Here is a 26,065-nt window from a genome sequence, read left to right on the forward strand (position 1 = left end):
TCCCTCCCCTGCTTGCAGGGGAGGGCTGGGGAGGGGTTCGCTTTTGATCTAAAGTCAAAAGCCTTACCCCCTCCTAACCTCCCCCTGCAAAGCAGGGGGAGGAACATGGAGTTACGCGCGCTGCGACTTCAACCGCTTGAGGATTTCCTCGCGCGCCTCGCGCAGGATCGAATCGCGGTCGAGGCTGGCGACGATCTCGGCGACCGCGCGCTTGGCGCCGGCTTCGCCCCAGGACTTGCCGGCGACCAGATAGCGCTCGGCAGCGCGGCCGATCAGCACGGTGGCGTACCAGCCAAGCGCGCCTTGCGCGGCGGCGGTGACCACCACCGACAGGCCGGCACTCACACCTTTCAGCGCGGAGGCGACCAGTTGCATGCCCCAGATCGCGCCCATCAAGGCGGCGAGTTGTGCGGAGATCACCGCGACTAGCCGGCCGGATTCGGCGCGGGTCAGCGGCAAGCCGTAGACGCGCGACAGCTGCACCACCATCGCCGCATCCAGCCCGGCTGCAGCGAGCAGATCGGCGACGGGAATCGGATTCAGCGCGACGGCCACGCCCTTGGCGATGCAGTAGTTGTGGATCAGCTTCGCCGCGACCGCCTGCCGTGTCTGCGCGATGCGTGCACTGACCTGATCGGTGAGCCGACCGGCGTACAGCCCAGCGTTGATCGCCGACAGCGTCTTGCCTTCGCGCGCGGCAATTGCCAGCAATCGCTCGCGCAGCGCGGCGACATCCGGCGGGCGCGTCTGCTCGTGCGACTGTTCGTGCCCGCGCGCATCGATTTCGACCACGCGCAGCGCAGCCGGGTGCGCGGCCACGGCGAGCACGTCTTCCGCGCGTACCAGTCCAGTCACGCGCAGGCGCAGATGCGTCAGCAGATCGGCCAGTTCATCGGCGCCGTAGCGATCGGCCTTGTTCAACGCCAGCAGCAGCGGGCGCTGGGTGGCGGCGAGCGTCTTCAGCGCATCGAGTTCCTCGCGGGTGAGGTCGCCGTCGCCGACGAAGATCACCAGGTCGCTGACTTCGGCCACTTCGAACGCGAGCCGCTCGCGTGCCTCGCCATCCAATTCGTTGATGCCGGGTGTGTCGATCAGCACCAGGCCGCCGTGCTTCGCTTCATCGAGCATCGCGTGTTCGGCATCGATGGTGGTGCCGTGCAGGACGCCGACGCTGAAGGCCTCGCGCCCGAGCAGCGCATTGCCCAGTGCCGACTTGCCGGTGGAGACGCGGCCGAACACGGCGACGTGCAGCTCGCCGCGTTCGAGCTTGTGCAGCATGCTCTCGATGCGGCCGAAATCGGTGGCCAGTTCGCTGCGCACCGAGGCCGGGATGGTCGGGTCATCGAGCAGGTTGCGCAGGCTGTCGGCTACCCGCGTCGAGTCGCTGGCCTGGCGTCGCGGCGCCGGTGAGGCAACGGTGCGGGCTGGCGTGATCCAGTCGTACAGGCGTCGCCACAGCTGATCGCTCGCCATCGTGATGCAGGATTACTTCGGCGCGAGCTGCAGGTGGGCGATGACTTTGACATCCGCACCGATCACGGAGGTGTCGGCGTAATCGCCGGTGCCCACACCGAAATCGAGCCGCTTCAGTACGCCGGCCACATCCAGTGTGGCCGCGCCGCCTTGCGACTTGAACAACACGGTGAGGCTCAGCGGCCGGGTGACGCCATGCAGGGTCAGCTGGCCGTCGGCGATCACCTGCGCGCCATCCTGGTGGAAGCCGGTGGTCACGAAGTGGGCCGTGGGGAATTTCGCCACGTTGAAGAAATCCACGCCGGGCAGCGCGCTGTCCTGGTCGTGGTCGCCGGTTTTGGCACTGGCCAGCGTCACGTTCACGTCGAACTTCGAGTTGGCGAGGCTGGCCGGGTCGTAGCTTATCGCCGCCGTCCACTGGCCGAAGCTGCCATTGAACGCAGCGCCCTGGTAAGTACCGGTGAAACCGAGTCGGCTCAGTTCGGGACGCACCGTGTAATCAGCGGCCGCGGCAGCGCACGGCAGCGCGAGTGAAAACAGCAGGATGGCGAGTCGTTTCATGGGGAGTCTCCTGTGGAGGTCGAGCCGTTGCGCAAGCGGCCAAAGGGAAGCATCCGTCGCAACACGTTGTCGTTGTCGAACACGTGGTGCTTCAGCGCGGCACCCACGTGCGCCACCAGCACCAGGATCAGTAACCAGAACAGATACTCGTGCACGGCATGCGAGAAACCGCGCATGTCGTCATTTTTCGCCACCAACGCCGGCAGGTTGAACAGTTTGAACCACTGCAGTGGTTTTCCGGTGACGGAATTGAACCACCAGCCGCTGAGCGGCAGCGCCACGATCAGCACATACATTACGCCGTGTACGGCGCGCGCGCCCAGCTGTTGCCAGCGCGGCGCCGGTTCCTCGCGCGGATGGCCGTCACCCCAGCGCCACAGTACGCGCAGCAGCACTAGCGCGAGCACGGTCAGGCCGATCGACTTGTGCAGGGCCAGCCAGTTGATCTTCTGCATCGGCGAATGCGCCAGGTCCATCAGCAGGCCGAATATGCCGTTGCCCAGGATGGCCAGCGCGATGGTCCAGTGGAAGAATTTGGCGACCGATCCCCATTGGCGATCGTTGCTGCGCAGACTCATGGTTGCTCCTTCGATGTGGGAATGGCGTGCTCGTCGCGGATCGCCTCCAGCTCCAGCCAGACGCTGACCTGCTGACCGATCGAACCGGCGTTGGCGGTGATGCCGAACCCCTCGCGATCCAGCATGGCGGTAGCCGAGAATCCGGCGATGGTATGCAGCCCGTAGATGGTATTGGCGACACGGTTGAACGTGAACGGAATGCTCAGCGGCTGACTGATTCCGTGCAGGGTCAGCTGGCCATGCAGCACGCCGTGATGGTCGTCCTTGCGTTCGACACGGCTGCTGACGAAATGCGCATAGCGGTGGCCCGTGCAATCGAGTAGGGCCGGCTTGCACACGGCCTTGTTCCAGTCGGCGTCGCCCATGTCCACCCCGGCCAGATCGATATCCAGCTCGGTGGCCGCCGTGCTCCAGTCATCCGGATCGAAACGCAGCCAGCCTTGGGTGATGTGCAGCCGTCCGAACGGCCGCGAATAACCATCGTGACTGATGCTGAAGACGATCTGGCTATGCACGGTGTCATAGCGATAGCTGGCGCTGGCGGCATGCGCCGGTGCCAGCGGCAGCAGGAATGCCGCGAGGCAGCACAGCCAGACGCTTGAGCGGAAAGAAAGCATGCGCGAAGTCTGGCCGATCGGCGGCGACGGTGCCAGCGACCGTCGGGGAACGGAGGGTTTCCGTGGCCGAGCCAATCGGGGCGCGGCCGAAGCCGCTTCCCCAGCGCAGATCGGCAACAGGCTCGTCGAGCCTGCTGTCGGCGTTTACTTTCCGGCGTGATCGAACTTGCGGATGAAGTCGCGCACCTGCGGGTAGACCGTTTCGCGCCAACGGCGGCCGCTGAAGATGCCATAGTGGCCGGCGCCTGCAATCACCTTGTGCTCGCGTCGCTTGGCCGGGATGCTGCTGCACAGATCGTGTGCGGCTTGGGTCTGGCCGAGGCCGGAGATGTCGTCCAGTTCGCCTTCGACGGTGAGCAGGGCACTGCGCTTGATCGCGGCCGGATTGACCCGCTCGCCGGCGACGTCCCACAGCCCGCGCGGCAGCACGAATTGCTGGAACACTTTTTCGATCGTGTCGAGATAGAACTCGGCCGGCATGTCCAGCACGGCGTTGTACTCGTCGTAGAACTTGCGATGCGAATCGGCGTCGTCGAGGTCGCCGCGCACCAGATCCTGATAGAAATCCCAGTGCGAATTCAGGTGGCGGCCGGGATTCATCGCGATGAAGCCGGCGTGCTGCAGAAAGCCCGGATAGACCTCGCGGCCATGGCCGGGATAGTTCGGCGGCACGGTGTGGATCACATTGCCCTTGAACCAGGACAGCGGCTGCGTGGTGGCCAGGTTGTTGACGCTGGTGGGGCTGCAGCGCGGATCGATCGGGCCACCCATCATGGTCAGGCTGCGCGGCGTATCTTCCCCGCGCGCGGCCATCAGCGAGACCGCGGCCAGCACCGGTACGGTCGGCTGGCACACCGAAATCACATGCAGTGAACTGGCGCCGATATGCCGGATGAATTCCTTGACATAGGCGATGTAGTCGTCAAGGCTGAAGGTGCCGGCCGTCGTCGGCACCATGCGTGCGTCGACCCAGTCGGTGATGTACACCTTGTGGTCGCGCAACAGGGTGCGCACGGTATCGCGCAGCAGGGTGGCGTGATGGCCGGACAGCGGCGCGACCACCAGCACCACCGGGTCGCTCTTCATCTTCTCGATGGTGCCCGGGTCGTCGCTGAAGCGCTTGAAGCGCTTCAGCTGGCAGAACGGCTTGGCCAGCGCGATGCGTTCGATCACCGCGATCTCGTGATCGTGTGCGGTGGCGGTGTGCAGGTCAAATTCGGGTTTCTCGTAATCCTTGCCGAGCCGATGGATCAATTCGTAGCCGGCGGCCATCCGTTGCGCGCTGGGCAGCTGCGCAAACGGGCTGCTGTTGTCGTTGAGCATGCGCGCGCTGGCCTGCGCGAAGTAGCTCAAGGGGCCGAGCAACGAGCGTTGCCATTCGTGGATTTGGTAAAGCATCGTAAGGGGATGGCCGGAGACGAAATCGTTTCCATCTTAGCGCCGTTTCCCTTTCGCGTGTTGCGATGCCGCAAACACCAGTGTCCAGCTCAATCAGTGACTTGGCGGCGGGGTCGGACGAGGATTGGGACGATAACGGCAGCGCAGCAGCACCTCGTCGACGCCTTGCGTGTCGCCCAGGCCTTCGCGCCACTGCAACGGTTTCTGGAAGTGCAGGCCGAGCGGCATGAACACCCGGTTGTACCACCACATCGCGCGCTCGCGCCGATGAGTCAGAAACCACTGGCCGAGGTCGAGCAGACGCGAGGATTTCGGCTGCATGCCATAGACCGCGCTGTGCTCGATGGTGAAACCATGCCGGGCGAGTTTGGCGATGATCTGTGCCGGTTCGTAACGCCGGCAGTGACCGACGAAGTCGTCGAACGCGGTCCATGCTTCCGGATGCAGCGGCACCGACAGCAGCACGCTGGCACCGGGTGTCGCCACCCGCGCCAGTTCGGCCAGCGCACTGTCGTCGTCGGCGACGTGTTCGAGAATGTCGAGCGCGCAGATCAGCTCGAAACTGGCGTCGGCGCACGGCAGCGCGCCGATCATGCCGTGCACGGCTTTGGCGCCGCTTGCATGCAGCTGGGACAGGGCAGCGTGGCTGAGGTCGACGAAGCAGGTGCCGTCCAGCGGCAGTCGTGGGCGCAGCCCGGGCGCCACTTCCAGCCGACGCGGCGCGGCCGCCGCCAGTTCGCGCAGCAACGGCCAGGTGTTGAAGCGCTCCGGTCCGATCAGCTTGGCCGCGGCCCACAGCAATTCGTAGAAGCCGCGGTTGGCGCGGATCAGTTCGGCGTCGTTGCGACTTTCGGCGGGGCGCGGTGGCGGCATCGTCGGATTGAACCCGGTATGCGTTGAGAGAAGTGTGAAGTCGTCGAGCTGTTGCACACACTTCGCGACGAATCAGTCATTCCAGCAGGCGAATCTCGGTATGCGCGGCGAAATCATGCACGGCGCGACGGCGTGGATCGAACAAGGCCACCGCAAACCAGCCAGCCCAGACGATCAGCAGCGTCCACAATGTCGCGTGCAGCCCGATCATCGGCTCCAGCATCAGCAGCACCAGCGGAGCTGCCGCTACCAGCACGCGGATCAGCGCCTGTTGCAGCGACGGCGTGCCGCCATCATCGCGGGTGACCCGGATGCGCCAGGGCCGCATGCCGACGGTTTGTCCGCCGCGGCGCCACGAACTGATGAAGTACGCCATCACCACCAGCGCCTGCAGCAGCTGATACCAGATGGGGACATCGGTCTTGCCGGCGGTGTGGATCAACTGGCCGCCGGTGGCCAGCTGACACAACAAGCCCACCACCATCACGATCGCCACCACGATCAGCAGGTCATAGACCAGTGCGAACAGGCGGCGCCATAGCGGGCAGGGCAGATCGGTGGTGGCGAGGTTCGCGGGCATCGGTCGTCGGTCGCTTGCGTAGTGCGCGCGCAATGGCCAGCATCGTGCGCATGGAGAAGGAAGAAAACCGCGCCAGTATCGCCGAAGCCGACCGGCTGAGCATAAGCATGTTCGTGGAACGAGTGTGGTCAGAGGACGGTCTGGCCGATCGCACGCTGGAGGCGTACCGGCGCGATCTGGAAGCACTGGCCGGCTGGCTGGCGGGACGCGGTCGCAACCTGCATACAGCACGGCGCGAGGATATTTCCGCGTACCACGGCGCGCAGTCCGTCGCGGTACGCTCGATCGCGCGACGGCAGTCGGCGTTCCGTCGTTACTACGCCTTCCTCGCCCGCAACGAGTCGGGCTTTGCCGATCCGACCCTGCTGATCGAGCGCCCGAAGATGCCGCGCAGCCTGCCCAAGGCGCTGGCCGAACGCGAGATCGAAGGCCTGCTCGACGCGCCCGATACGACTACCACGCTGGGCCTGCGCGATCGCGCGATGCTGGAGCTGATGTACGCCTCCGGCCTGCGCGTGTCCGAGCTTGTCGAACTGCCGCTGACCGCGCTGAATACGCGCCAGGGCGTGCTGCGGGTCACCGGCAAGGGCGGCAAAGATCGCTTGGTACCGGTCGGTGAATTGGCGCTTGAGCGCATCGGTGCGTATCTGGCCGACGTGCGGCCGGAGCTGGCCAAAGGCCGCCAGCCGGCGGCGCTGTTCCTCAGCAAGCGCGGCGAAGGCATGACCCGGCAGATGTTCTGGACCCTGGTGAAACGCTACGCGCTGAAAGTCGGCATCAACCCGAAACGCATCTCGCCGCACGTGCTGCGCCATTCGTTCGCCACCCACCTGCTGAACCACGGTGCCGACCTGCGCGCGCTGCAGATGCTGCTCGGTCACAGCTCGCTCAGTACCACGCAGATCTATACGTTGGTGGCGAAGGAGGGGTTGAAGCGACTGCATGCGCAGCATCATCCGCGGGGGTGAGGGCGGTTCAGCTGCCTGTGCGAGAATGCTTGCTTGACCGCCGCCAGCCTGCGCGCGGAATGATCGAATGAGGTTGATGGTGATGTTGAAGAAACTTTTGCTGGCGCTGTGTATCGGTAGCTTTTCCCTGAGTGCCTGTGCGGCCGAAAGCGGTGCAGCGCCGGTCGTCGCCCCGACGATCACTCCGGCTGCCGTGCAGATGGTGCAGCAGGCGATCAAGGGCTTGTCGGCGAATATCCAGGTCGACTCGATCGACCCGGCGCCGATGCCGGGTTTCTATCAGGTGATCGCTGGCGGCCAGATGGTCTACGTCAGCACCGATGGCAAGTACCTGATGCATGGTGATCTGATCGACCTGGGCAAACACCAGAACCTCGGCGACGCTGCCTGGTCGCGCTTCCGCAAGGACGAACTGGCCAAGGTGCCGGCTTCCCAGCGCATCGTGTTTGCGCCGGCGCATCCGAAATACACGGTGACCGTATTCACTGACGTCAACTGCGGCTTCTGCCGTGCACTGCACGAACATGTCGCCGAGTTCAACAAGGCCGGTATCGCGGTGGAGTATCTGGCGTGGCCGCGCGAAGGCGTGACCAGCACGTCGGGACGGCCCACGCCGACCTATACCGAGATGGTTTCGGTGTGGTGTGCCAGCGATCGCAAGGCAGCGTTCACGGCGGCGAAGGAAGGGCACGCGCCGAAAGCGGCGACCTGCACCAATCCGGTCGAGGACCAGTTCAACCTCGGTCTGAAACTTGGCGTCAATGGCACCCCGACGATCATCGGCCCGGATGGCAGCACCCTGGGCGGCTTTGTCACCCCGGATCAGCTGCTGCAGGCGCTGCAAAAGGGCAGCTGAGGCTGCGACGGCTCGTTCCCTCCCCTGCAAAGCAGGGGAGGGCTGGGGTGGGGTGCTCTTTATCGGCAGGATCAAGAGCCACCCCCTCACCTGAAGGACTCCCTTCGGTCGCCAACCTCCCCCTGCGACCGAAGGAAGTCCCTTGGGGCAGGCAGGGGGAGGGAGCCAGAACGATGCCGTATTGCAGCATCGGTTAGAATAGGCGTTTCCTCCGCATAGCAGCCGTTCCCCGCATGATCGCACTCGACGGGCAGAGCGCCCTCTCGCCGTTTCGTCTCGAACGTCTGAATGCCCGCCTGGATGCCCTGCATCGTGGCGTACGCGTGCAGGCGTCGTGGTTCGTCTATTTCATCGACGTCGCTACCGCGCCGGAAGGTGCGCTACGTCAGCGATTGCTGAGCGTGCTGGAAGCGAAGGACGCGAAGCCCGAACCGGCCACGTTGTGGGTGGTGCCGCGACTGGGCACGATCTCGCCGTGGTCGAGCAAGGCCACCGACATCCTGCATGGCGCCGGTTTCGACGTGCGTCGGGTCGAGCGCGGACTGGCCTGGCAGGTCGCCGGCCTGCCGCCGGCCGAGGCGCCGGACCACGCCGCGATCATGGCGGTGCTGCACGACGCGATGACGCAGTCGGTGCTGACTCGCATCGAAGACGCGCAAGGTCTGTTCCTGGCCGGCGCGCCCGGCGATCTGGTGCATGTCGTGCTCGGTACCGATCCGCAGGCGGCACTGGCGGAGGCGAACGCACGGCTCGGCCTCGCGCTGGCCGACGACGAGATCGAATACCTGGTCGCACGCTATGCCGAACTCGGTCGCGACCCGACCGACGCCGAACTCTTCATGTTCGCTCAGGCGAACTCCGAGCATTGCCGGCACAAGGTGTTCAACGCCAGCTGGACGGTCGACGGCGCAGAGCAGGACAAGAGCCTGTTCGGCATGATCAAGCACACCCACCAGCATTCGCCGGCGCATACGCTGTCGGCGTATTCGGACAATGCGGCGGTGATCGAGGGCAGCACCGGCAAGCGCTTCTTTGCCGATCCGGCCGATGGCGTGTGGCGCGGCCACGAGGAGCGCATCGACTACGCGATCAAGGTGGAGACGCACAACCATCCCACCGCGATCGCCCCGTGGCCGGGTGCCGCCACCGGTGCCGGCGGCGAGATCCGCGACGAGGGTGCGACCGGTCGTGGCGGCAAGCCGAAGGCCGGCCTCACCGGTTTCTCGGTGTCCGACCTGCGCATTCCCGGCCATCCGCAGCCGTGGGAAGTGAATCGCCCGCTGCCACCGCGCATGGCCAGCGCGTTCGAGATCATGCGCGACGGCCCGCTCGGCGCCGCCGCGTTCAACAACGAATTCGGCCGGCCGTGTCTGGGCGGCTATTTCCGCAGCTACGAGCACGAGACCGGCGAAGCCGGCCTGCGTCGCGGCTACGACAAGCCGATCATGCTCGCCGGCGGCCTGGCCAACCTGCGTGCCGGCGATGTGCTGAAGCGTGCGGTGCAGCCGGGCAACAAGGTGATCGTGCTCGGTGGCCCTGCGATGCTGATCGGGCTTGGCGGCGGCGCGGCCTCGTCGGTCGCCGGCGGAGCATCGAGTGCCGAGCTCGACTTCGCCTCGGTGCAGCGCGACAACGCCGAGATGGAGCGGCGTTGCCAGGAAGTGATCGACGCCTGCTGCGCGCGCGGCGAAAATAATCCGATCGTCAGCGTGCATGACGTCGGTGCCGGTGGCCTGTCCAACGCGATCCCCGAGCTGCTCAACGACGCCGGTGTCGGCGGCGTGATCGACCTGTCGAAGATTCCCTGCGACGACCCGTCGCTGTCGCCGATGCAGGTGTGGAGCAACGAGTCGCAGGAACGCTACGTGCTGGCGATCGGTCCGGAAAACCTGGCCGAGTTCGAGGCGATGTGCGTGCGCGAGCGCTGCCCGTATGCGGTGGTCGGCGACGCCACGGTCGAGCGCCAGCTGGTGCTGACCGATCCGCGTCGCGACCTGACCGTGATCGACCTGCCGATGGACGTGCTGTTCGGCAAGCCGCCGCGGATGCATCGCGATGCGAAGCGAATCAAGCCGCGCGTCGACCTGCTGCCGGATCTGTCCGGCATCGGCATGGACGAGGCCTTGCTGCGCGTGCTTCGCCTGCCCACCGTGGGCAGCAAGAGTTTCTTGATCACCATCGGCGACCGCACCGTCGGCGGCCTGAATCATCGCGATCCGATGGTCGGCCCGTGGCAGGTGCCGGTGGCCGACTGCGCGGTGACCATCGCCGACTTCAACGGCTACGCCGGTGAGGCGATGGCGATGGCCGAGCGCGCGCCGGTGGCCCTGCTCAACAGTGCCGATGCGGCACGGCTGGCCGTCGGCGAGGCGATCACCAATCTGGCCGCCGCGGCGATCGACGGTCTCGGCGAGATCCGTCTGTCGGCGAACTGGATGGCGGCGGTGAACCATCCGGGCGAGGACGCTGCGTTGTTTGATGCCGTGCAGGCGATCGGCATGGAGCTGTGCCCGCAGTTGGACATCTCGATTCCGGTCGGCAAGGACTCGCTGTCGATGCAGACCGTGTGGCAGGACGGCGACACGCCACAGCGCACGGTGTCGCCGGTGTCGCTGGTGATCACCGGCTTTGCCCGCGTCAGCGACGTGCGCCGCACGCTCACCCCGCAACTCAAGCTCGATCGCGGCAATTCCGAGTTGTGGCTGATCGATCTGGGCGCCGGGCGCGATCGTCTGGGCGGCTCCGCGCTGACCCAGGTATTCAACCGCAGCGGCGGCGTGCCGCCGGATCTGGATGACGCCAAGCGCTTGAAGGCGCTGTTCGAGCTGGTGCAGGAGGCTAACATGGGCGGCCTGCTGCTGGCCTATCACGACCGCTCCGACGGCGGCGTCATCACCACCTTGCTGGAGATGGCCTTCGCCGGTCACTGCGGTCTGGAAATCCAGCTGGATGGTTGGGCCGAGGCGACGCTGCGCGCCCTGTTCAACGAGGAGCTCGGCGCGGTGATGCAGGTGGCCGAGGCGAACCGCGAAGCGTTCGAGGCGCTGCTGGTCAAGTACAACCTGGCGGGCATCAGCTATCGCATCGGTCGGCCGAAAGAGAAGCTCGGCATCAAGCTGTTTCTCGGTGACGACACCTTGTTCAAGTGGAACTGGAGCACGCTGTTCAAGGCGTGGAACGAGACCAGTTACGCGATGCAGCGCCTGCGCGACAACCCGCAGAGTGCGGATGCCGAGCACGAATGGCGACTCGACGATGCCGATCCGGGCATCACGCCGAAGCTCAGCTTCAATCCGGCCGAGAACGTGGCGGCGGCGCTGATCGACAGCGGCGCGCGCCCGCGCATCGCGATCCTGCGCGAGCAGGGCGTCAATGGTCAGGTCGAGATGGCGGCCGCGTTCACCCGCGCCGGTTTCGACGCGGTCGACGTACACATGTCCGATCTGGCCAGCGGCCGCGTTGAACTGGCCGATTTCCGCGGCTTTGCCGCCTGCGGTGGGTTCTCCTACGGTGACGTGCTCGGCGCCGGTCGCGGCTGGGCCACCTCGATCCTCTACAACGACATGTTGCGCGAACAGTTCGCCGCGTTCTTCGCCGACCAGACCAGGTTCGCGCTCGGCGTGTGCAACGGCTGCCAGATGCTGGCGCAACTGAAGGAAATCATCCCCGGCGCGCAGCACTGGCCGAAGTTCCTGCGCAATGCGTCGGAGCAGTACGAATCGCGCCTGGTTACGCTGGAAGTGCTCGATTCGCCGAGCATCTTCTTCAAGGGCATGGCTGGCTCGCGGATTCCGGTGGCGGTCGCGCACGGCGAAGGCCGGGTCAGTTTTCCGCAGGCGTGCAGTCCGTCCAAGTCGAGCGGTGCGGTGCGCTTCGTCGACAACCGCGGCAAGCCGACCGAGAACTTTCCGCTCAATACCAACGGCTCGCCCGGCGGCCTGGCCGGCTTCACCACCGCCGATGGCCGCGTGACGATCATGATGCCGCATCCCGAGCGCGTGTTCCGCAGCGTGCAACTGAGCTGGCATCCGGAACAGTGGGGCGAGGATTCGCCGTGGATGCGCATGTTCCGCAACGCGCGCGTGTGGTGCGGCTGATTGCGCATCGCGTGATACACGACTGAGCCATGGCCGCCTCGCGCTGGCCTGGTTGGAACATCGTGCTGCCCGCACTGGCATGGATGGTGGCGTTGGCACTGCTGCCGTGGTGGCTCGGTCTGCCGTTGCTGTTCGCGCTGGTGGCCGTGGTGCTCTTGCTGCAGCATCGACTGGCCGGCGAGCATGTCGCGTTGATCCGACGCGGACTGCGCTGGGGTTTGCCCGGCGTGCTGTTCGCGCTGCAACGGGTGCTCGGTGGCGATGCGTTTGCCTGGGGCGCGGCCCTGCTCGGTGCGCTGGCCGGGTACACCTTGCTGGCCGGACTGGAGGCATGGCTGGATCGGGCGCAGCGTCGCGACCCGATCGCAATGGCATCCGCCGAATGGCCCGAGCTGGCGCTGGCACCGATCGGTCCGCCTGCGGAAATCATCGAGCTGCAATTGCCGGCCTGGCAGTCGGCTGACGAGGGCTTGATCGATCCGCTCGCCCATCACGTGGAATACCGCAGCGGCAACTTCCTGTTTGCCGACGGCAGCGGAATCGACGGCGTCGGTCCGCGCGCAGCGTTCAGTCCGGCGGGACGCTGGTTCGTGGCGCGCATGCCCAACGACCGCGGCATCGTGCTGTGGGATCGCGAAGGCCAGCATCGACATCGCCTGCGCGGCTGGCAATTGTGCGGCTGGTATCGCGAGCAGCCGTGGCTGATCCGACGCGAGGGCGACATGCCGCTGGCGTTGCCGGCCGTGCTGGGGCAGGACGACGAGGATTGAATCGTCGCAGCGGTGCGGCCGTTCTGATTGTTTCGCTCTGATTATTTCGTCGCAAACGGTTCTCCCGCCGCGCATCTCCGCGCATAATTGCGCGGTGGATACTTCGACCAGACATCGCTCGCCGTTTTCGCTGGCGCTCAGCGTGATCGTGGTGTCCGCCGACAGCGGCCCGGCATTGCGCGAATGCGTGCGAAGCGTGCTGGCCAGCCCGTTGTCGCTGGAGCTGATCCTGATCGACAACGCTTCGCGCGATGGCATGCCGTCGGCGATCGAGCGCGCGCATGCGCACGATCCGCGGCTCAAGGTGATCTACAACCACAAGAACCTCGGGTTTGGTCCGGCGGTGAACCTTGCGGCGAAGCAGGCCAATGGCCACGCGCTGCTGATACTCAACCCCGATTGCCTGTTGCGCGATGACGACTTGCGCCGCTTGCTGGCGCTGCAGGCCGGCAAGCCGAAGGCAGGCCTGATCGGCGCGGTGGTGTGCGATGCCGATGGCCGCCCCGATCCCGCATCATGGCGACGTGACCCGTTGCTGCAGCGTTCGCTCAACAGCCTGCTCGGCCGTCCTGGCGAGAAGGTCAATGTGGAACAGGCGATCCCCGCCGAGGTGATCGAGGCGGAGGCGGTGTCGGGCGCGGTGATGTTGATGACGCGCGCGATGTTCCAGCGCCTCGGCGGTTTCGACGAAGATTATTTCCTGCATTGCGAAGATCTGGACCTGTGCCGTCGCGTGCGCGACATCGGCTATAAGGTGCTGCTGGCCGGCGATGTCCGCGTGCAGCACGGCAAGGGCAGTTCCAGCCGGCATCGGCCGGTGTTCGTCAGCCGCTACAAGCATCGCGGCATGTGGCGCTGGTTCCGCAAGCACGATCCGGCTTCACGCAATCCGCTGGTGGCGGCGGCGGTGTGGCTCGGTATCTGGGCGCACTTCCTGCTGCAGATTCCCGGGCAGCTGTGGCGGCGGTTGCTGCGTCGATGACGGCGTCGCGACGGATCACCGTGCTGGCGACGATCGGTCTGCTGGCGATGACCGCGGTGTGGGGCTCGACCTTCGTGCTGATCAAGGACGTGGTCGCGCGCATGCCGGTGGCGGATTTTCTGGCCGTGCGTTTTGCGATCGCCGCGCTGGTGATGCTGGCGCTGTTCGCGCGGCCGGTGTGGCAGCTTGGCCGCAAGCAGGTCATGCGTGGCCTGCTGCTCGGTGTGGTCTACGGTGCGGGTCAGCTGCTGCAGACCTGGGGGCTGTCGCTGATCGCGCCCAGCGTCAGCGGCTTCGCCACCGGCATGTATGTGGTATTCACGCCGATCCTGGCGATGCTGTTGCTGCGCCAGCGCATGGCTGGCGTGGTCTGGCTGGCGGTGCTGCTGTCCACCGCCGGGCTGGCGCTGTTGTCGCTCAATGGCGTCTCGGTCGATTTCGGTGTGTGGCTGACGCTGGCCTCGGCTGCGCTGTACGGCCTGCACATCGTCGGGCTTGGCCAGTGGTCGCGCCAAGGCGAGGCATTCGGCATGTCGGCAGTGCAGATGGTGGCGATCGCCGTGGTCTGCCTGCTCGCCACTGCGCCGCACGGACCGATGTTGCCGCCCGATCGCAACGCGTGGTTCGGCGTGCTGTACATGGCGCTGGTCGCCGGTGCCGGTGCGATGCTGATGCAGACCTGGGCACAGTCCCATCTACCGGCCGCCCGTGCCGCGATCGTGATGACCACCGAGCCGGTGTTCGCCGCCGCGTTCGCGGTGGCGCTGGGAAGCGACGTGCTGAGTTGGCGCATGCTGCTCGGTGGCGGGCTGATCCTGGCCGCGATGTACCTGGTCGAACTGATGCCGCGGCGCGGCGACCGCACCGACGCGTTGCCGGCCGAAGCGGTACATCACGAGGTATAGGCGGTTCAGTCGTTATTGCGTGGCTGCAGCGCGATGCGCACCAGGTAGATGATGATGACCACGTTGCCGATCAGGGTGGCCAACTTCAGCCAGCCGAAGTAATAGAGGGTTTCGTACAGCTCCAGCGGAATCAGCGAGCCGGTGGCGACCACCGTGAACCATTCCGCCCAATGCTTGCCCAGCCACAGGCCGATGCCTTCGATGCCGAAGATCACCGCATAACCCAGCGCCACGATGCCGATCGCGACGAACTTGCTCGGTCCCATCTCCTGCAGCAGGTTGACCAGCTTCCAGCGCAGGCCATCGGTATCGGCCAGCGAGAGGTGCTCCAGCCAGTGCACCAGGTGATCGAAGTTCTGCGTGCGGTTCAGATGGAACGCCGCGAGCGCGACCAGGATCAGGCCAAGCGTCTTGACCGCCTCGTATATCGCGATGACCCGCAGGCCGACATGCCGTGGTTCGCGCTGGGGCATGGACGTCATGGGAGGATCGCCGGGGTGGTGGACAACGCGGATGATCGAAAGCTCATGGCCTATTGTCGCTGCCGGGAAGGCATTGGTCGAGGTGGCATCCGACATGGCTTGACGCCACCTCGGGCGATCGTCACGCTGCGTCGATGAATCTTTTGCTGCTTCGAAATGCGCAGGTCCACGCGCCCGAACCGCTCGGGGTGCAGCATTTGCTGCTGGGTGGCGGCCGCATCCTCTGGATGGGTGCGAAGCTCGACGAGCTGCCCGCCACGCTGGCGGTGCAGACCATCGACCTGCAGGGGCGCCGGCTGATCCCCGGCCTGATCGATGCACATGTGCACGTAACCGGCGGTGGTGGCGAGGCGGGCTTCCGCACGCGGGTGCCGCCGCTGGGTGTGTCGCGCTTCACCCGCGCCGGCATCACCACGGTGGTCGGCCTGCTGGGTACCGACGACGTGGCGCGCGGTCCGCGCGACCTGCTGGCGACGGTGTATGCACTGCGCGAGGAGGGGCTGAGCGCGCTGGCCTTCACCGGTGGCTACCATGTGCCGCCACGCACGCTCACCGGCACGGTGCGTGGCGATCTGGTCTTCATCGAGGCGTTGATCGGCATTGGCGAAGTGGCGATCAGCGATCACCGCTCCAGCCAGCCCACCCTCGACGAACTGCTGCGGCTCGCTTCCGATGCGCACGTCGCGGGTTTGATGACGGGCAAGGCTGGCGTGTTGCACCTGCATCTGGGCGACGGCGCGCGTGGGCTGGATCTGGTGCGCCGTGCGCTGGACGAAAGCGAGTTGCCGCCGCGCGTGTTCCATCCCACCCATGTGAACCGGCGCAAGGCGCTGTTTGACGAAGCGCTGGAACTGGCCGGGCGCGGCTGCACGATCGATCTCACCGCGTTTCCGGTCGAGGAGGGCGAAGATGCCTGGAGCGCGGCGGACGGCTTGATCCGTTTCCTGGACAGCGCCGCCCCAATCGAGCGCATCACGGTCAGCTCCGACGCTGGCGGCTGTCTGCCGGTCTTCGACAACGACGGCCATGTCTGTCACATGGGTGTCGGCGAATCTGGTGCGCTGCTGGAAACCTTGAACGAGGTGCTGGCGCGGGGTGTACCGATGGAGCGCGCACTACCGGCGTTCACCAGCAATCCGGCACGGCTGCTGCGGCTGCCCGGCAAGGGCCGGATCCATGTTGGCGCCGACGCCGACCTGGTAGCGCTGGACGAAGCCGGCGCGGCGCATGATGTAATGGCAGGTGGCGTCGTGCACGTGCGCGACGGCCACATCGAACATCGCGGCACGTTCGAGAACACCATCTAGACGTTCGATGCGTCAGCATGGATCGAATGATCCGCCGGACTCAGAGAACCGCATGAAATCGAATGAAGTTGAGAACCAGATGAGTCCCAGCAGGGTGATGGAAGGGGAGCAGCGCGGCTGGATCGTACCGATCGGCGGCGCCGAGGAAAAAGAGAACGATCCACGCATTCTCGAGCGGTTCGTCCAACTGTGCGGCGGCGGCGACGCGAATATCGTGGTGATTCCGACGGCGAGCCAGCTGGCCGACACGGGTCCCCGTTACGAAAAACTGTTCACCGGCCTCGGCGCCGGCGAAGTGGGCGTGCTCGATTTCGACATGCGTCGCGACGCGGTAGAGAAGAACCGGTTGGAACGACTCGACCAGGCCACCGGCATCTTCTTCACCGGCGGCAACCAGCTGCGGTTGTCGACCATGCTTGGCGGCACGCCGGTGGCGCAACGCATCCGCGCCTTGAATGCGCGTGGCGTGCACGTCGGCGGCACCAGCGCAGGCGCCAGCATCCTCAGCGAACACATGATCGCGTTCGGCAAGGAAGGCCTCTCGCCCACGGCCGGAAGCGTGCGGCTGGCACCGGGGCTGGGCCTGACCAACCGTTTCATCATCGACCAGCATTTCAGCCAGCGCGACCGGCTCGGCCGGCTGATGGCGGCGCTTGCATACAACCCCTATGCGGTGGGGATCGGTCTGGACGAGGACACGGCGGCGTTCATCCGTCCGGACAACACGCTCGAAGTCGAGGGCAGCGGCGCGGTGACCGTGCTGGATGCCGGCAATCTGCAGTTCTCCTCGATGGCCGAGGCCGGCGAACACGACACGGTGTGCATGCTGGGCATGACCATCCATGTGCTGATCGCCGGAGCTACCTTCAACATGCAGACGCGCCACGCCTCGGCGGGTACGCTGGCGATACCGAAACAAACTGTCTGAAACGGGCCCTCGGCTCCAAACTCACTGAAGCGAGCCCTCAGCTCAAAATTTTGTAGCAGCAAGCCTCCGGCTCAAGGAAAAAGCTCATGCGCATTCTGGAACGTTCCGTTTTCGTCGGCCCGTCGTTGTATGCGCATTTCCCGGTGATCCGGCTGGAGCTAGATCTGGGTGAGCTGGAGCAGTGGCCGACGGGAAAACTCGGTGCGAAGTTCGTCGACGGCCTGGTCGCTGCCTTGCCGGGACTGGCCGAGCACGGTTGCTCGTACCGCGAACCCGGCGGTTTCATCCGCCGCATGCGCGAAGGCGAGGGCACCTGGCTCGGTCATGTGCTGGAGCACGTGGCGATCGAGCTGCAGAACGTCGCGGGTGAAGACGTCACCTTCGGCAAGACGCGCAGCGCCGACAAGCCGGGCGTGTATTCGGTGGTCTACGAATACGTGCAGAAAGAAGAAGGCATCGCTGCTGGCGAGCTCGCCCTGCGTTTGTTGTCGTCACTGCTGCCGGCGGAACTGCAGGTGCGCGGCAGCGTGCCGGAAGGCTGGGAGTGGACGAGCGAGCGCGACGAGTTCATCCGCTACGCGCAGCGTCGCGCGCTCGGGCCTTCCACCGCGTCGCTGGTGCGTGCGGCGGAGGAACGTGATATCCCGTGGCTGCGTCTCAACGAGCAGTCGCTGGTGCAGCTCGGCCACGGCAAGTACCAGCAGCGCATCCAGGCCACGGTGACCGGCCGCACGCCGCACATCGCGGTGGAGCTGGCCAGTGACAAGGAAGAAACCAACAAGATCCTCGCCTCGCTCGGTTTGCCGGTGCCGAAACAGGAGCTGGTGCAGAGCGAGGACGGTGCACTGCGCGCCGCGCGCCGGCTCGGCATGCCAGTGGTGACCAAGCCGTTCAATGGCAACCACGGCCGCGGCATCTCGATTCACCTGATGACCGATGAGGAAGTCATCGAAGGCTTCAAGGCCGCGCGCGAGCATTCGCGCTCGGTGATCGTGGAGAATTTCTTGAGCGGTGACGATCACCGGTTGCTGGTGGTCAACAACGAACTCGTCGCCGCGACACGTCGTACGCCGGGTCACGTGGTCGGCGATGGCAACCGCACGATCGCGCAGTTGGTGGACATCGTGAACCAGGACCCGCGCCGCGGCATCGGTCACGAGAAAGTACTGACCCGCCTCGTACTCGACGCGCAGGCCGAAATGATGATGGAGCGTGTCGGCTACACCGCCGCTTCGATTCCGCAGGCCGGCGAAACCGTGTTCCTGCGTTCCACCGCGAACCTGTCCACCGGTGGCACCGCCACCGACGTCACCGACATCATCCATCCGGACAACCGCGACATGGCGGTGCGCGCGATCCGCGCGATCGGGCTGGACGTGGGTGGCGTGGATTTCCTCACGACCAATATCGCCGAGAGTTACAAGAGCATCGGCGGCGGCATCTGCGAGGTCAATGCCGCGCCGGGCTTCCGCATGCACGTGAGCCCCAGCGAAGGTACGCCGCGCGATGCGGCCGGCCCGGTGATCGACATGCTGTTTCCGCCTGGCTCGCCGGCGCGGGTGCCGATCGCGGCGCTCACCGGTACCAATGGCAAGACCACCACCGCGCGCATGCTGGCGCACATCACCAAGATGGCCGGCTATACGCCAGGACTCACCACCACCGACGGCGTCTACATCGACGGCCAGCGCACGGTCGAGGGCGACATGACCGGGCCGGTGTCGGCGCGCATGGTGCTGTCCGATCCGCACATCGACATCGCCGTGCTGGAGACTGCGCGCGGCGGCCTGCTGCGCGCCGGCATGGGCGTGACCAAGGTCAACGTCGGTGCGGTGCTCAACGTGCAGTCCGATCATCTGGGACTCAAGGGCATCGACACGCTGGAGCAGCTCGCCGAGGTCAAGCGCATCGTGGTCGAGGTCGCCACCGATTGCGCGGTATTGAACGCCGACGATCCGCTGGTGCTGAAGATGTCCGGCTACACCGATGCCAAGGTGATCTGCTACGTCACCATGAATCCGTCGCATGCACTGGTGCGCGAGCACGTGCGCGCCGGCGGCCGTGCCTGCGCGCTCGAGGCTGGCGTCAACGGCGCGATGATCACGCTGTACGACAAGGGCAGTCATATCCCGCTGCTGTGGACGCACCTGATCCCGGCCACGCTGGAAGGACGTGCCCTGCACAACGTGCAGAACGCGATGGTTGCCGCCTCGATGGCGTTCTCGCTCGGCATCAAGCTTGACGCGATCCGGCAGGGCCTGCGCACGTTCGACACCACGTTCTTCCAGGCGCCGGGGCGCATGAACGTGTACAGCGAGCATCCGTTCAAGGTGCTGTTCGACTACGGCCACAATGCGCACGCGGTGGCAGTGATGGCCGATCTGGCCGGACGTCTCGATGTAACCGGCCGGCGCATCGTGGTGCTGGCTGGTCCCGGCGATCGTCGCGACGAGGATCTGGTGGCGATCGCCGATGCGGTGGCCGGTCGCTTCGATCACTACATCTGCCGCCGCGACGATGCGCTGCGTGGCCGCGATGGCGACGAGGTGCCAGGCATCCTGGCGCGCGCGCTGCGTGCGGCTGGTGTGCAGGATGCAGCGATCTCGATCATCCCGGACGAGCAGAAGGCGATCGATGCCGCCTTGGGCATGGGCCGCTCCGGCGACCTGCTGCTGGTGTTCGCCGACGCGCTGGTGCGCTCGTGGAAGCAGATCATCAAGTTCCGCCCTGAAGGCACCGCCGAGCTGCGGGCGGAATCCGCTGCGGCGCCGATCACGCCGCCGGTGACCGAGGCCTCCTTCGACGAGACCAGCTTTGCCGATCTGGGCGACGTGGTGCGCGACGAACGCGGCGTGCGTTTCTCCCGCGAGAGTGACGATTGAGCATTCTGCCTGCCGCGTTGCCGTTCGACGATTCGCGCCGCCTCACCGGTTCCAACCTGTACTTCGACGGTGCCGGCGCCGTGCTGGAGACCGTCGGTGTCGCCATCGACGACGCGCTGCTGGCTGGCTGGCACGCGCGCACGCAGCTTGCGTGTCGCGCACTCGGCTGGGTTGATTCGCTGCGCGTGGTGCGTCGGCATCCCGATGGTGCGGCGCTAGCCTTCGAAGCGCCGATCGACCAGTTGTTCAGCGCGACCGAAGTGAACGAATGGGCGTGGCTGGCGACCCTGGCCTCCACGCATGCCGTGGCGGCGGACCTGCATGCGCCGGGGCACCCCGCCGCATGGGACGAGGCTTCCGCGCTGCACACGCTGCGCGCGTTCGCCGCCGCCGAACGACAACCCGCACTGCCGGTGCTGGTGCAGGCCGCCGAGGCGCGCAGGCTTACCGTATTGATCGACGATGACGTGTTTTCGATCGGCGAAGGAACGGGTGTCCGCAGCTGGCCGCTGAAAGAACTTCCTGCCATCGACGCCGTGCCGTGGACCGCGCTGCACGATGTTCCGGTGGCGCTGGTGACCGGTTCCAACGGCAAGACCACTACCGTACGGCTGCTCGCCGCGATGGCGCAGGCGCATGGCTGGCATGCCGGGCACAGCTGCACCGATGGCGTGTTCGTCGACGGTAGCGCGATCGACTCTGGCGACTTCTCCGGCCCCGCCGGCGCGCGCGAGGTGCTGCGCCAGCCGCAGGTCGAGGCTGCGGTGCTGGAGACCGCGCGCGGCGGCATCCTGCGTCGCGGCCTCGCCGTGCAGCGCGCAAACGTGGCGGTGGTGACCAACGTCAGCGACGATCATTTCGGCGAATACGGCATCCACGACCTGGATGGACTGGCGGCGGTGAAACTCACCGTCGCGCGTGTGCTTGGTGCCGATGGCCTGCTGGTATTGAATGCGGACGATGCCGTGCTGGTCAGGCAGGCCGCTGCGTTGTCGGCGCCGCTCGGCTGGTTCGCGCTCGACGATGCGCATCCGTTGCTGCGCGCCAGCCGCGAACAGGCCGGCAGCACTTGCGCCGTGCGCGACGGCCATCTCCACCTGTTCCACCAAGGTATCGATCACGACTTGGGTGTGGTCGCGCAAATGCCATTGAGCTTCGCCGGCAGCGCCGGCTACAACATCGCGAATATCGCGGCCGCCGCGCTGGCGGCCGCGGCGCTCGGCATTCCCGCCGGAACCATCGCCGACGTGCTGGCGCGTTTCGGCAGCGCTCATGCGGACAATCCCGGCCGCCTGCAGCACTGGCGCTTCGGCACGCTGCAGGTGTTCGTCGACTACGCGCACAATCCGGAAGGTCTGCGCGGCCTGCTGGGCGTCGCGACGACATCGCTGGGCCGCGGACGTCTTGGCCTGGTGCTGGGTCAGGCCGGTAATCGCGAAGACGCGGATATCCGTGAACTCGCCGCGGTCGCGGCCAGCTTTCATCCGCAGCGCGTAGTGCTGAAGGACATCGAGGGTTTCATGCGCGGCCGCGTGGCAGGCGAGGTCGCGGGTATTTTGCGCGACGCGCTGGTGCAGAACGCGGTGCCGGTGGAGGCGGTTGTTGAATGCCTCGATGAGCTCGATGCTGTGTGCGGGTTGCTTGCGTGGGCGCGGGATGGAGATGTACTGGTGTTGCCTGTGCATGGGGTGCAGGCGCGGCAGGCGGTGGTGGAATTGCTGGATGGGTTGCAGGCGACGGGGTGGTCGGCGAGCTCTTCGCTGCCATCGAATTGATCGAACTGTGGTGGCTCGATGACGTGCGGGAGCGCACCTTGTGCGCGATGCTCTACTCACCCTGATGAGGGCTTTCAGGTCCTTCCAACGCCCCCAGTCGTCATTCCTGCGAAGGCAGGAATCGCTTTTGCAATTCTGCACTCTGGCATCAGAGCTGAAGAGCTTTCACCCTCCTGCGGAGGGCGAGGTACTTCTCTTTTTCTTGTCAAAAAGAGAAGTGCCCAGAGAAAACGACACCCCCCTTGGCGCTTGCCGAGCATCCATGCCCGGCAAGTCCGTGAGGCGGGGTCGGGCTTTTCGACAGGGCATCCTGCCCTGACGAAAAGGAGCCGACATCCCTGTCGACTCCCGCTACGCGGCCTGTCGTCCCCACCTCACCGCCGCACAGGGGCCCCGGGTAGAGCACGGGCCATCCTGGCCCGCACTCGGTGTGCTACCGCTGCACGGTAGCGAAAGCCGAGAAACGGCGAGTCGAGGCCTGAGACAACTGGCGCGACTTAATTTCCTCCGTTCCGTTATCCGGTCCCGTTATCCCGTGATTGACTCCGACCGCGAGCTCGCCCAGAACTGGGCGCCGTCGAAGTTCGCGAACTGGCCTGCCACAGCATTCGGCACGAAACTCAGAACGACTTGTTGTTTGCCCTGAGCGGTACCGCTGAGTCGTCTTACAGGTAGCCGGGCTATCAAGGATCGGCCCGCCACTGATCGGTCGTTCTTCAGCGGGCCGTCAAGGTCCGGGTCGGAACACACCAGACCTATCACGCGCATTGCGCCGGAGGTGCCATAGTGGAAGACGGGGCCGCCGCTCATTCCGGATGTCATCGGAATAGTTGTCTCGAAACAGGGGCCACGGCAGAGTCGTTGTCCCGTGGGGAACACCTCCAGCACCTTGCCCACTCGCAAAACGGCCTGACGTTCGACCTTGAACGCACCAGTGTCATCATTCCTGCACGCAAGATTGAGGTAACTCGCAACGCATACGAGTTGCCCAGTCTTCGGCATCTCATCTTCGAGAATGAACTCCCGCAGGGGAAATTCGGACTCTTGCCCATTCTGCGGTCTGAGCTGTACGACACCCACGTCACCAGCCTCGTCGAACGCTAACGCGTCAACTGCGCTGACGACCACCCTTGAGTTTGAGCGCGTCAGCATCGCAAGTCCTGCAAGTGAGACGTTGATCGGGGGTGGAAGCGGCGCAAACTCAGGAAGAGTGGTGACATGACTCAGCAGATTACCTTTCCGCTGAAGTCGCTGGACCTCTGCAAACACGTGCGCTGCCGAGACAGCGAAAGCAACGTCGCTCAAAGCCTTTATTACGAATCCCGTCCCAACGGAGTGATAGACATCAGTCGAGTCTTTGGCAACAACCGTGAATAGCCCCTCCTCAATCTCCGCCGGGGCATCCATTTGATTCCACTCGAATCCGAACAGTGGCTCCTGCATCGCATGTCTCCAAGCTTTGACCAGGGCACAGTCTGCCACGGCGTGAGTGCGTAACCCCTCGTTCAACCGGACCCGCTACAGCGCTTACCTCCGCGATCCGGTCAGCTCGAATGTTGAAGATGCGCATTCTCGAAAACGGCCCTTCGTTACCGGCCACTGCGGGTCGATCTCTATCGGTCGCAGCCTGCGTGGCAATCATTGGACCGCGGCGGTAGCCGTGGTCAGCGCATTCATCGTTTGAGCCCGATAGCCTCCCAAGAACGGGCTGAATGCAGCCCGTAGTCGCCCATCAACAACACCTTCCACCACCGCCTTTGTAACGCGCCACCTGCCGTTCGCGAAAAAACTCCTTGTAACTGGGCACTTCGCGTTCGGGATGATGCTCGCGCAGATGCTTCACGTAGGCATCGTAATCGGGCACGCCGCAGCAGAGGCGGGCGGTTTGTACCGCCCACTTCCAGCCCGATTCAAGCGCCTGTATCGACCTGTTCATCGCGATTTCCTCAGCTGGCGACGCTGCTCAGTGCCACGTACGGTTCTTCGTGTGCGGTCGGGTGGTTGGTCTGCCATGCGCGGATCAGGGCGCGCAGCGAGAAGCCGAGCATGGCCACGATCAGCAGCATGAACAGTCCGGTGAGTGCCATGTCGACGTAGTTGTTGGTGACGATCTGCTGCATCGCGGCTGGCGTCTTGGCTGGCGCCAACAGCTTGCCGTCCTGCATCGCCTGCGCGTATTTCTGCGCAGCGGCGGTGAAGCTTATCGGGCCGCTGAGCTTCTCCCAGCCAGCGGTGAGCGTGCATACGATCAGCCAGATCGCCGGGATACCCGGCACCAGCACGTAGCGCTCGCGCTTGAGCTTCACTACCACCACGGTGGCCAGCATCAAGGCGATCGCGGCGAGCATCTGGTTGGCGATACCGAACAGTGGCCACAAGGTATTGATGCCGCCCAGCGGATCGACCGCGCCCTGGTACAGGAAGTAACCCCACAGGCCCACGCAGATCGCGGTGGCGAGCAGGTTGCCGGTCCACGATTCGGTGGCCTGCAGTGGCTTGTGAATCAGCCCGGCGATTTCCTGGATCATGAAGCGGCCGACGCGGGTGCCGGCATCGACCGTGGTAAGGATGAACAGCGCCTCGAACAGGATCGCGTAGTGGTACCAGAACGCCATCATGCTGCCGCCGGGGATGATGTTGTGCAGCAACTGCGCCATGCCCACCGCCAGGGTCGGCGCGCCGCCGGCGCGGCCGAGGATGCTGGATTCGCCGATGTTCTTCGCGGTCTGCAGCAACTCGTCCGGCGTCACCACGAAGCCCCACTGGCTGATCGTGGTGGCGGCGTCCTGCACCGTGCTGCCGACGAGCGCGGCCGGCGAATTCATCGCGAAGTACACGCCCGGGTGCAGCGAAGAGGCGGCGATCAGCGCCATGATCGCCACGAACGCTTCCATCAGCATGCCGCCGTAGCCGACCAGTCGAGCCTGCCCCTCATTGGCGAGCAGCTTGGGCGTGGTGCCGGAGGCGATGATCGAATGCCAGCCCGATACCGCGCCGCAGGCGATGGTGATGAACAGGAACGGGAACAGGTTGCCCTGGAATACCGGGCCGGTGCCGTCGATGAACTTGGTCACCGCCGGCATCTGCAGGGTCGGCGCGGCGAGAAAGATCGCCAGCGCCAGCAGCGCGATGGTGCCGATCTTGAGGAAGGTGGACAGGTAGTCGCGCGGCGCCAGCAGCAGCCATACCGGCAACACCGAGGCGCAGAAACCATAGGCGATCAGCAGCCACGCCAGTGCCTTCGCATCGAAGTCGAACAGCGGCGCCAGCGCGGCCGAATCGGCCACGTTCTTGCCGAACGCGATCGAGGCCAGCAGCAGCACCAGGCCGATGATCGACACTTCCAGAATCTTGCCCGGACGGAACCAGCGCAGGTACACGCCCATCAGCAGCGCGATCGGAATCGTGGCAGCCACGGTGAAGGTGCCCCACGGGCTGTGCGTGAGTGCCTTGACCACCACCAGCGCCAGCACCGCCAGCACGATCATCATCAGCACCAGCACGCCGAACATCGCCACCACGCCGGCGACCGGCCCCAGTTCCTCGCGCAGCATGTGGCCGAGCGAACGGCCATCGCGGCGCAGCGAAAGGCCAAGAATCATGAAGTCCTGCACCGCGCCGGCGAACACCACGCCGAACAGGATCCACAGCGTACCGGGCAGGTAGCCCATCTGCGCGGCCAGCACCGGGCCGACCAGCGGACCGGCACCGGCGATTGCGGCGAAGTGGTGGCCGAACACCACCCATTTGTCGGTGGGCACGTAGTCGAGACCATCGTTGCGCAGCACCGAGGGCGGCGCGCGAGTCGGGTCCAGCTTCAGCACCGAGTGCTCGATGAACTTGCCGTAGAAGCGATAGCCGATCACGAAGATCGAAATCGAGGCGGCGACCAGCCAGATCGCATTGATCGGCTCGCCGCGGCGCAGCGCGACCACGCCCAGACAGAACGCGCCGACGATGGCGATGGCGACCCACAGGATCTTGCTGGCGGGACTCGGCTTGGGTATGGCTGCATGCATGAGTGGCTCTCCTC

General features: G+C 65.5%; 22 protein-coding genes. 11 read left to right on the top strand and 11 right to left on the bottom strand.

The genetic code is table 11. The annotated features are described in order from the left end of the window. Nucleotides 1-111: 111 nt before the first annotated feature. Genes IE071_RS01120 through IE071_RS01135 form a run of 4 tightly spaced genes read right to left on the bottom strand, consistent with a single transcriptional unit; the run spans nucleotide 112 to nucleotide 3,229 of the window. On the bottom strand, nucleotides 112-1,473 hold the full coding sequence (locus tag IE071_RS01120; protein WP_189439349.1) for a GTP-binding protein: 1,362 nt from the start codon (nucleotides 1,471-1,473) through the stop codon (nucleotides 112-114). Between the two features lie 12 nt (nucleotides 1,474-1,485). After that, on the bottom strand, nucleotides 1,486-2,034 hold the full coding sequence (locus tag IE071_RS01125; RefSeq protein WP_189439350.1) for a YceI family protein: 549 nt from the start codon (nucleotides 2,032-2,034) through the stop codon (nucleotides 1,486-1,488). Then, the gene (locus tag IE071_RS01130) at nucleotides 2,031-2,612 is read right to left on the bottom strand and encodes a cytochrome b (RefSeq protein ID WP_189439351.1); all 582 of its coding nucleotides are present in this window, start codon (nucleotides 2,610-2,612) and stop codon (nucleotides 2,031-2,033) included. The genes IE071_RS01125 and IE071_RS01130 overlap by 4 nt, the downstream gene beginning before the upstream one ends. Beyond that, nucleotides 2,609-3,229, bottom strand: a complete 621-nt coding sequence (locus IE071_RS01135) for a YceI family protein (RefSeq protein WP_189439352.1) — start codon at nucleotides 3,227-3,229, stop codon at nucleotides 2,609-2,611. Before IE071_RS01135 ends, IE071_RS01130 begins: the two co-directional genes overlap by 4 nt. Between IE071_RS01135 and IE071_RS01140 the strand changes: the two genes are divergently transcribed. Next, nucleotides 3,228-3,389 (top strand): hypothetical protein, encoded by a 162-nt coding sequence (locus IE071_RS01140; RefSeq protein WP_189439353.1) that lies wholly within the window; start codon nucleotides 3,228-3,230, stop codon nucleotides 3,387-3,389. The two genes, IE071_RS01135 and IE071_RS01140, sit on opposite strands and share 2 nt — an antisense overlap. On the opposite strand, the gene IE071_RS01145 is transcribed toward IE071_RS01140, so the two are convergent. From IE071_RS01145 to IE071_RS01155, 3 genes are all read right to left on the bottom strand, one after another. Next, a complete protein-coding gene (locus tag IE071_RS01145) occupies nucleotides 3,374-4,627 on the bottom strand; it encodes a polyhydroxyalkanoate depolymerase (protein WP_189439354.1) in 1,254 nt (417 codons plus the stop codon). The two genes, IE071_RS01140 and IE071_RS01145, sit on opposite strands and share 16 nt — an antisense overlap. Nucleotides 4,628-4,720: 93 nt before the next feature. Further along, nucleotides 4,721-5,500, bottom strand: coding sequence for a class I SAM-dependent methyltransferase (locus IE071_RS01150; protein WP_189439355.1), 780 nt, complete (start codon nucleotides 5,498-5,500; stop codon nucleotides 4,721-4,723). Between the two features lie 76 nt (nucleotides 5,501-5,576). Continuing rightward, nucleotides 5,577-6,080 (bottom strand): RDD family protein, encoded by a 504-nt coding sequence (locus tag IE071_RS01155; RefSeq protein WP_189439356.1) that lies wholly within the window; start codon nucleotides 6,078-6,080, stop codon nucleotides 5,577-5,579. 32 nt (nucleotides 6,081-6,112) lie between these two features. Here IE071_RS01155 and xerD point away from each other — a divergent pair, with 32 nt between their 5' ends. From xerD to IE071_RS01185, 6 genes are all read left to right on the top strand, one after another. Further along, complete coding sequence (gene xerD, locus IE071_RS01160; RefSeq protein ID WP_425503414.1) at nucleotides 6,113-7,048, top strand: site-specific tyrosine recombinase XerD; 936 nt, start codon at nucleotides 6,113-6,115, stop codon at nucleotides 7,046-7,048. Between the two features lie 85 nt (nucleotides 7,049-7,133). Further along, on the top strand, nucleotides 7,134-7,904 hold the full coding sequence (locus IE071_RS01165; protein WP_189440833.1) for a DsbC family protein: 771 nt from the start codon (nucleotides 7,134-7,136) through the stop codon (nucleotides 7,902-7,904). A gap of 233 nt (nucleotides 7,905-8,137) precedes the next feature. After that, nucleotides 8,138-12,001, top strand: a complete 3,864-nt coding sequence (purL, locus tag IE071_RS01170; protein ID WP_189439357.1) for a phosphoribosylformylglycinamidine synthase — start codon at nucleotides 8,138-8,140, stop codon at nucleotides 11,999-12,001. Nucleotides 12,002-12,030: 29 nt separating this feature from the next. Continuing rightward, a complete protein-coding gene (locus tag IE071_RS01175; protein ID WP_189439358.1) occupies nucleotides 12,031-12,771 on the top strand; it encodes a hypothetical protein in 741 nt (246 codons plus the stop codon). Between the two features lie 94 nt (nucleotides 12,772-12,865). Further along, the gene (locus tag IE071_RS01180) at nucleotides 12,866-13,753 is read left to right on the top strand and encodes a glycosyltransferase family 2 protein (RefSeq protein ID WP_189439359.1); all 888 of its coding nucleotides are present in this window, start codon (nucleotides 12,866-12,868) and stop codon (nucleotides 13,751-13,753) included. Continuing rightward, a complete protein-coding gene (locus tag IE071_RS01185; protein WP_189439360.1) occupies nucleotides 13,750-14,658 on the top strand; it encodes a DMT family transporter in 909 nt (302 codons plus the stop codon). Before IE071_RS01180 ends, IE071_RS01185 begins: the two co-directional genes overlap by 4 nt. A gap of 5 nt (nucleotides 14,659-14,663) precedes the next feature. Here the strand turns inward: IE071_RS01185 and IE071_RS01190 are convergent, their stop codons facing one another. Beyond that, the gene (locus tag IE071_RS01190; RefSeq protein WP_189439361.1) at nucleotides 14,664-15,140 is read right to left on the bottom strand and encodes a DUF2127 domain-containing protein; all 477 of its coding nucleotides are present in this window, start codon (nucleotides 15,138-15,140) and stop codon (nucleotides 14,664-14,666) included. Between the two features lie 134 nt (nucleotides 15,141-15,274). On the opposite strand from IE071_RS01190, the gene iadA reads away from it, so the two are divergent. The 4 genes from iadA (at nucleotide 15,275) to IE071_RS01210 (ending at nucleotide 22,032) form a co-directional block, all read left to right on the top strand. Next, nucleotides 15,275-16,447, top strand: a complete 1,173-nt coding sequence (gene iadA / locus IE071_RS01195; RefSeq protein ID WP_189439362.1) for a beta-aspartyl-peptidase — start codon at nucleotides 15,275-15,277, stop codon at nucleotides 16,445-16,447. A 79-nt stretch (nucleotides 16,448-16,526) separates the two neighbouring features. Continuing rightward, the gene (locus tag IE071_RS01200) at nucleotides 16,527-17,375 is read left to right on the top strand and encodes a cyanophycinase (protein WP_189439363.1); all 849 of its coding nucleotides are present in this window, start codon (nucleotides 16,527-16,529) and stop codon (nucleotides 17,373-17,375) included. Between the two features lie 86 nt (nucleotides 17,376-17,461). Next, complete coding sequence (gene cphA / locus IE071_RS01205) at nucleotides 17,462-20,257, top strand: cyanophycin synthetase (protein ID WP_189439364.1); 2,796 nt, start codon at nucleotides 17,462-17,464, stop codon at nucleotides 20,255-20,257. Further along, nucleotides 20,254-22,032 carry a Mur ligase family protein gene (locus IE071_RS01210; RefSeq protein ID WP_229792691.1) on the top strand — a complete coding sequence of 593 codons (1,779 nt, stop codon included), beginning with the start codon at nucleotides 20,254-20,256 and terminating at the stop codon, nucleotides 22,030-22,032. Before cphA ends, IE071_RS01210 begins: the two co-directional genes overlap by 4 nt. A 528-nt stretch (nucleotides 22,033-22,560) precedes the next feature. Here the strand turns inward: IE071_RS01210 and IE071_RS01215 are convergent. From IE071_RS01215 to IE071_RS01225, 3 genes are all read right to left on the bottom strand, one after another. Continuing rightward, a complete protein-coding gene (locus IE071_RS01215) occupies nucleotides 22,561-23,475 on the bottom strand; it encodes a trypsin-like peptidase domain-containing protein (protein ID WP_189439365.1) in 915 nt (304 codons plus the stop codon). Nucleotides 23,476-23,764: 289 nt separating this feature from the next. Beyond that, nucleotides 23,765-23,968, bottom strand: a complete 204-nt coding sequence (locus tag IE071_RS01220; RefSeq protein WP_189439366.1) for a YbdD/YjiX family protein — start codon at nucleotides 23,966-23,968, stop codon at nucleotides 23,765-23,767. Between the two features lie 10 nt (nucleotides 23,969-23,978). Continuing rightward, a complete protein-coding gene (locus tag IE071_RS01225; protein WP_189439367.1) occupies nucleotides 23,979-26,051 on the bottom strand; it encodes a carbon starvation CstA family protein in 2,073 nt (690 codons plus the stop codon). Nucleotides 26,052-26,065: the final 14 nt, after the last annotated feature.

The sequence above is a fragment of the Rhodanobacter panaciterrae genome (genome assembly GCF_014651895.1).
Classification (GTDB): Bacteria; Pseudomonadota; Gammaproteobacteria; order Xanthomonadales; family Rhodanobacteraceae; genus Rhodanobacter; species Rhodanobacter panaciterrae.

Coding starts and splice junctions, on each gene's coding strand:
- IE071_RS01120 (WP_189439349.1), bottom strand. CDS start 1,473: ATGGCGAGCGATCAGCTGTGGCGACGCCTGTACGACTGGATCACGCCA.
- IE071_RS01125 (WP_189439350.1), bottom strand. CDS start 2,034: ATGAAACGACTCGCCATCCTGCTGTTTTCACTCGCGCTGCCGTGCGCT.
- IE071_RS01130 (WP_189439351.1), bottom strand. CDS start 2,612: ATGAGTCTGCGCAGCAACGATCGCCAATGGGGATCGGTCGCCAAATTC.
- IE071_RS01140 (WP_189439353.1), top strand. CDS start 3,228: ATGCGCGAAGTCTGGCCGATCGGCGGCGACGGTGCCAGCGACCGTCGG.
- IE071_RS01135 (WP_189439352.1), bottom strand. CDS start 3,229: ATGCTTTCTTTCCGCTCAAGCGTCTGGCTGTGCTGCCTCGCGGCATTC.
- IE071_RS01145 (WP_189439354.1), bottom strand. CDS start 4,627: ATGCTTTACCAAATCCACGAATGGCAACGCTCGTTGCTCGGCCCCTTG.
- IE071_RS01150 (WP_189439355.1), bottom strand. CDS start 5,500: ATGCCGCCACCGCGCCCCGCCGAAAGTCGCAACGACGCCGAACTGATC.
- IE071_RS01155 (WP_189439356.1), bottom strand. CDS start 6,080: ATGCCCGCGAACCTCGCCACCACCGATCTGCCCTGCCCGCTATGGCGC.
- xerD (WP_425503414.1), top strand. CDS start 6,113: ATGGCCAGCATCGTGCGCATGGAGAAGGAAGAAAACCGCGCCAGTATC.
- purL (WP_189439357.1), top strand. CDS start 8,138: ATGATCGCACTCGACGGGCAGAGCGCCCTCTCGCCGTTTCGTCTCGAA.
- IE071_RS01175 (WP_189439358.1), top strand. CDS start 12,031: ATGGCCGCCTCGCGCTGGCCTGGTTGGAACATCGTGCTGCCCGCACTG.
- IE071_RS01185 (WP_189439360.1), top strand. CDS start 13,750: ATGACGGCGTCGCGACGGATCACCGTGCTGGCGACGATCGGTCTGCTG.
- IE071_RS01190 (WP_189439361.1), bottom strand. CDS start 15,140: ATGACGTCCATGCCCCAGCGCGAACCACGGCATGTCGGCCTGCGGGTC.
- iadA (WP_189439362.1), top strand. CDS start 15,275: ATGAATCTTTTGCTGCTTCGAAATGCGCAGGTCCACGCGCCCGAACCG.
- IE071_RS01200 (WP_189439363.1), top strand. CDS start 16,527: ATGAGTCCCAGCAGGGTGATGGAAGGGGAGCAGCGCGGCTGGATCGTA.
- cphA (WP_189439364.1), top strand. CDS start 17,462: ATGCGCATTCTGGAACGTTCCGTTTTCGTCGGCCCGTCGTTGTATGCG.
- IE071_RS01215 (WP_189439365.1), bottom strand. CDS start 23,475: ATGCAGGAGCCACTGTTCGGATTCGAGTGGAATCAAATGGATGCCCCG.
- IE071_RS01220 (WP_189439366.1), bottom strand. CDS start 23,968: ATGAACAGGTCGATACAGGCGCTTGAATCGGGCTGGAAGTGGGCGGTA.
- IE071_RS01225 (WP_189439367.1), bottom strand. CDS start 26,051: ATGCATGCAGCCATACCCAAGCCGAGTCCCGCCAGCAAGATCCTGTGG.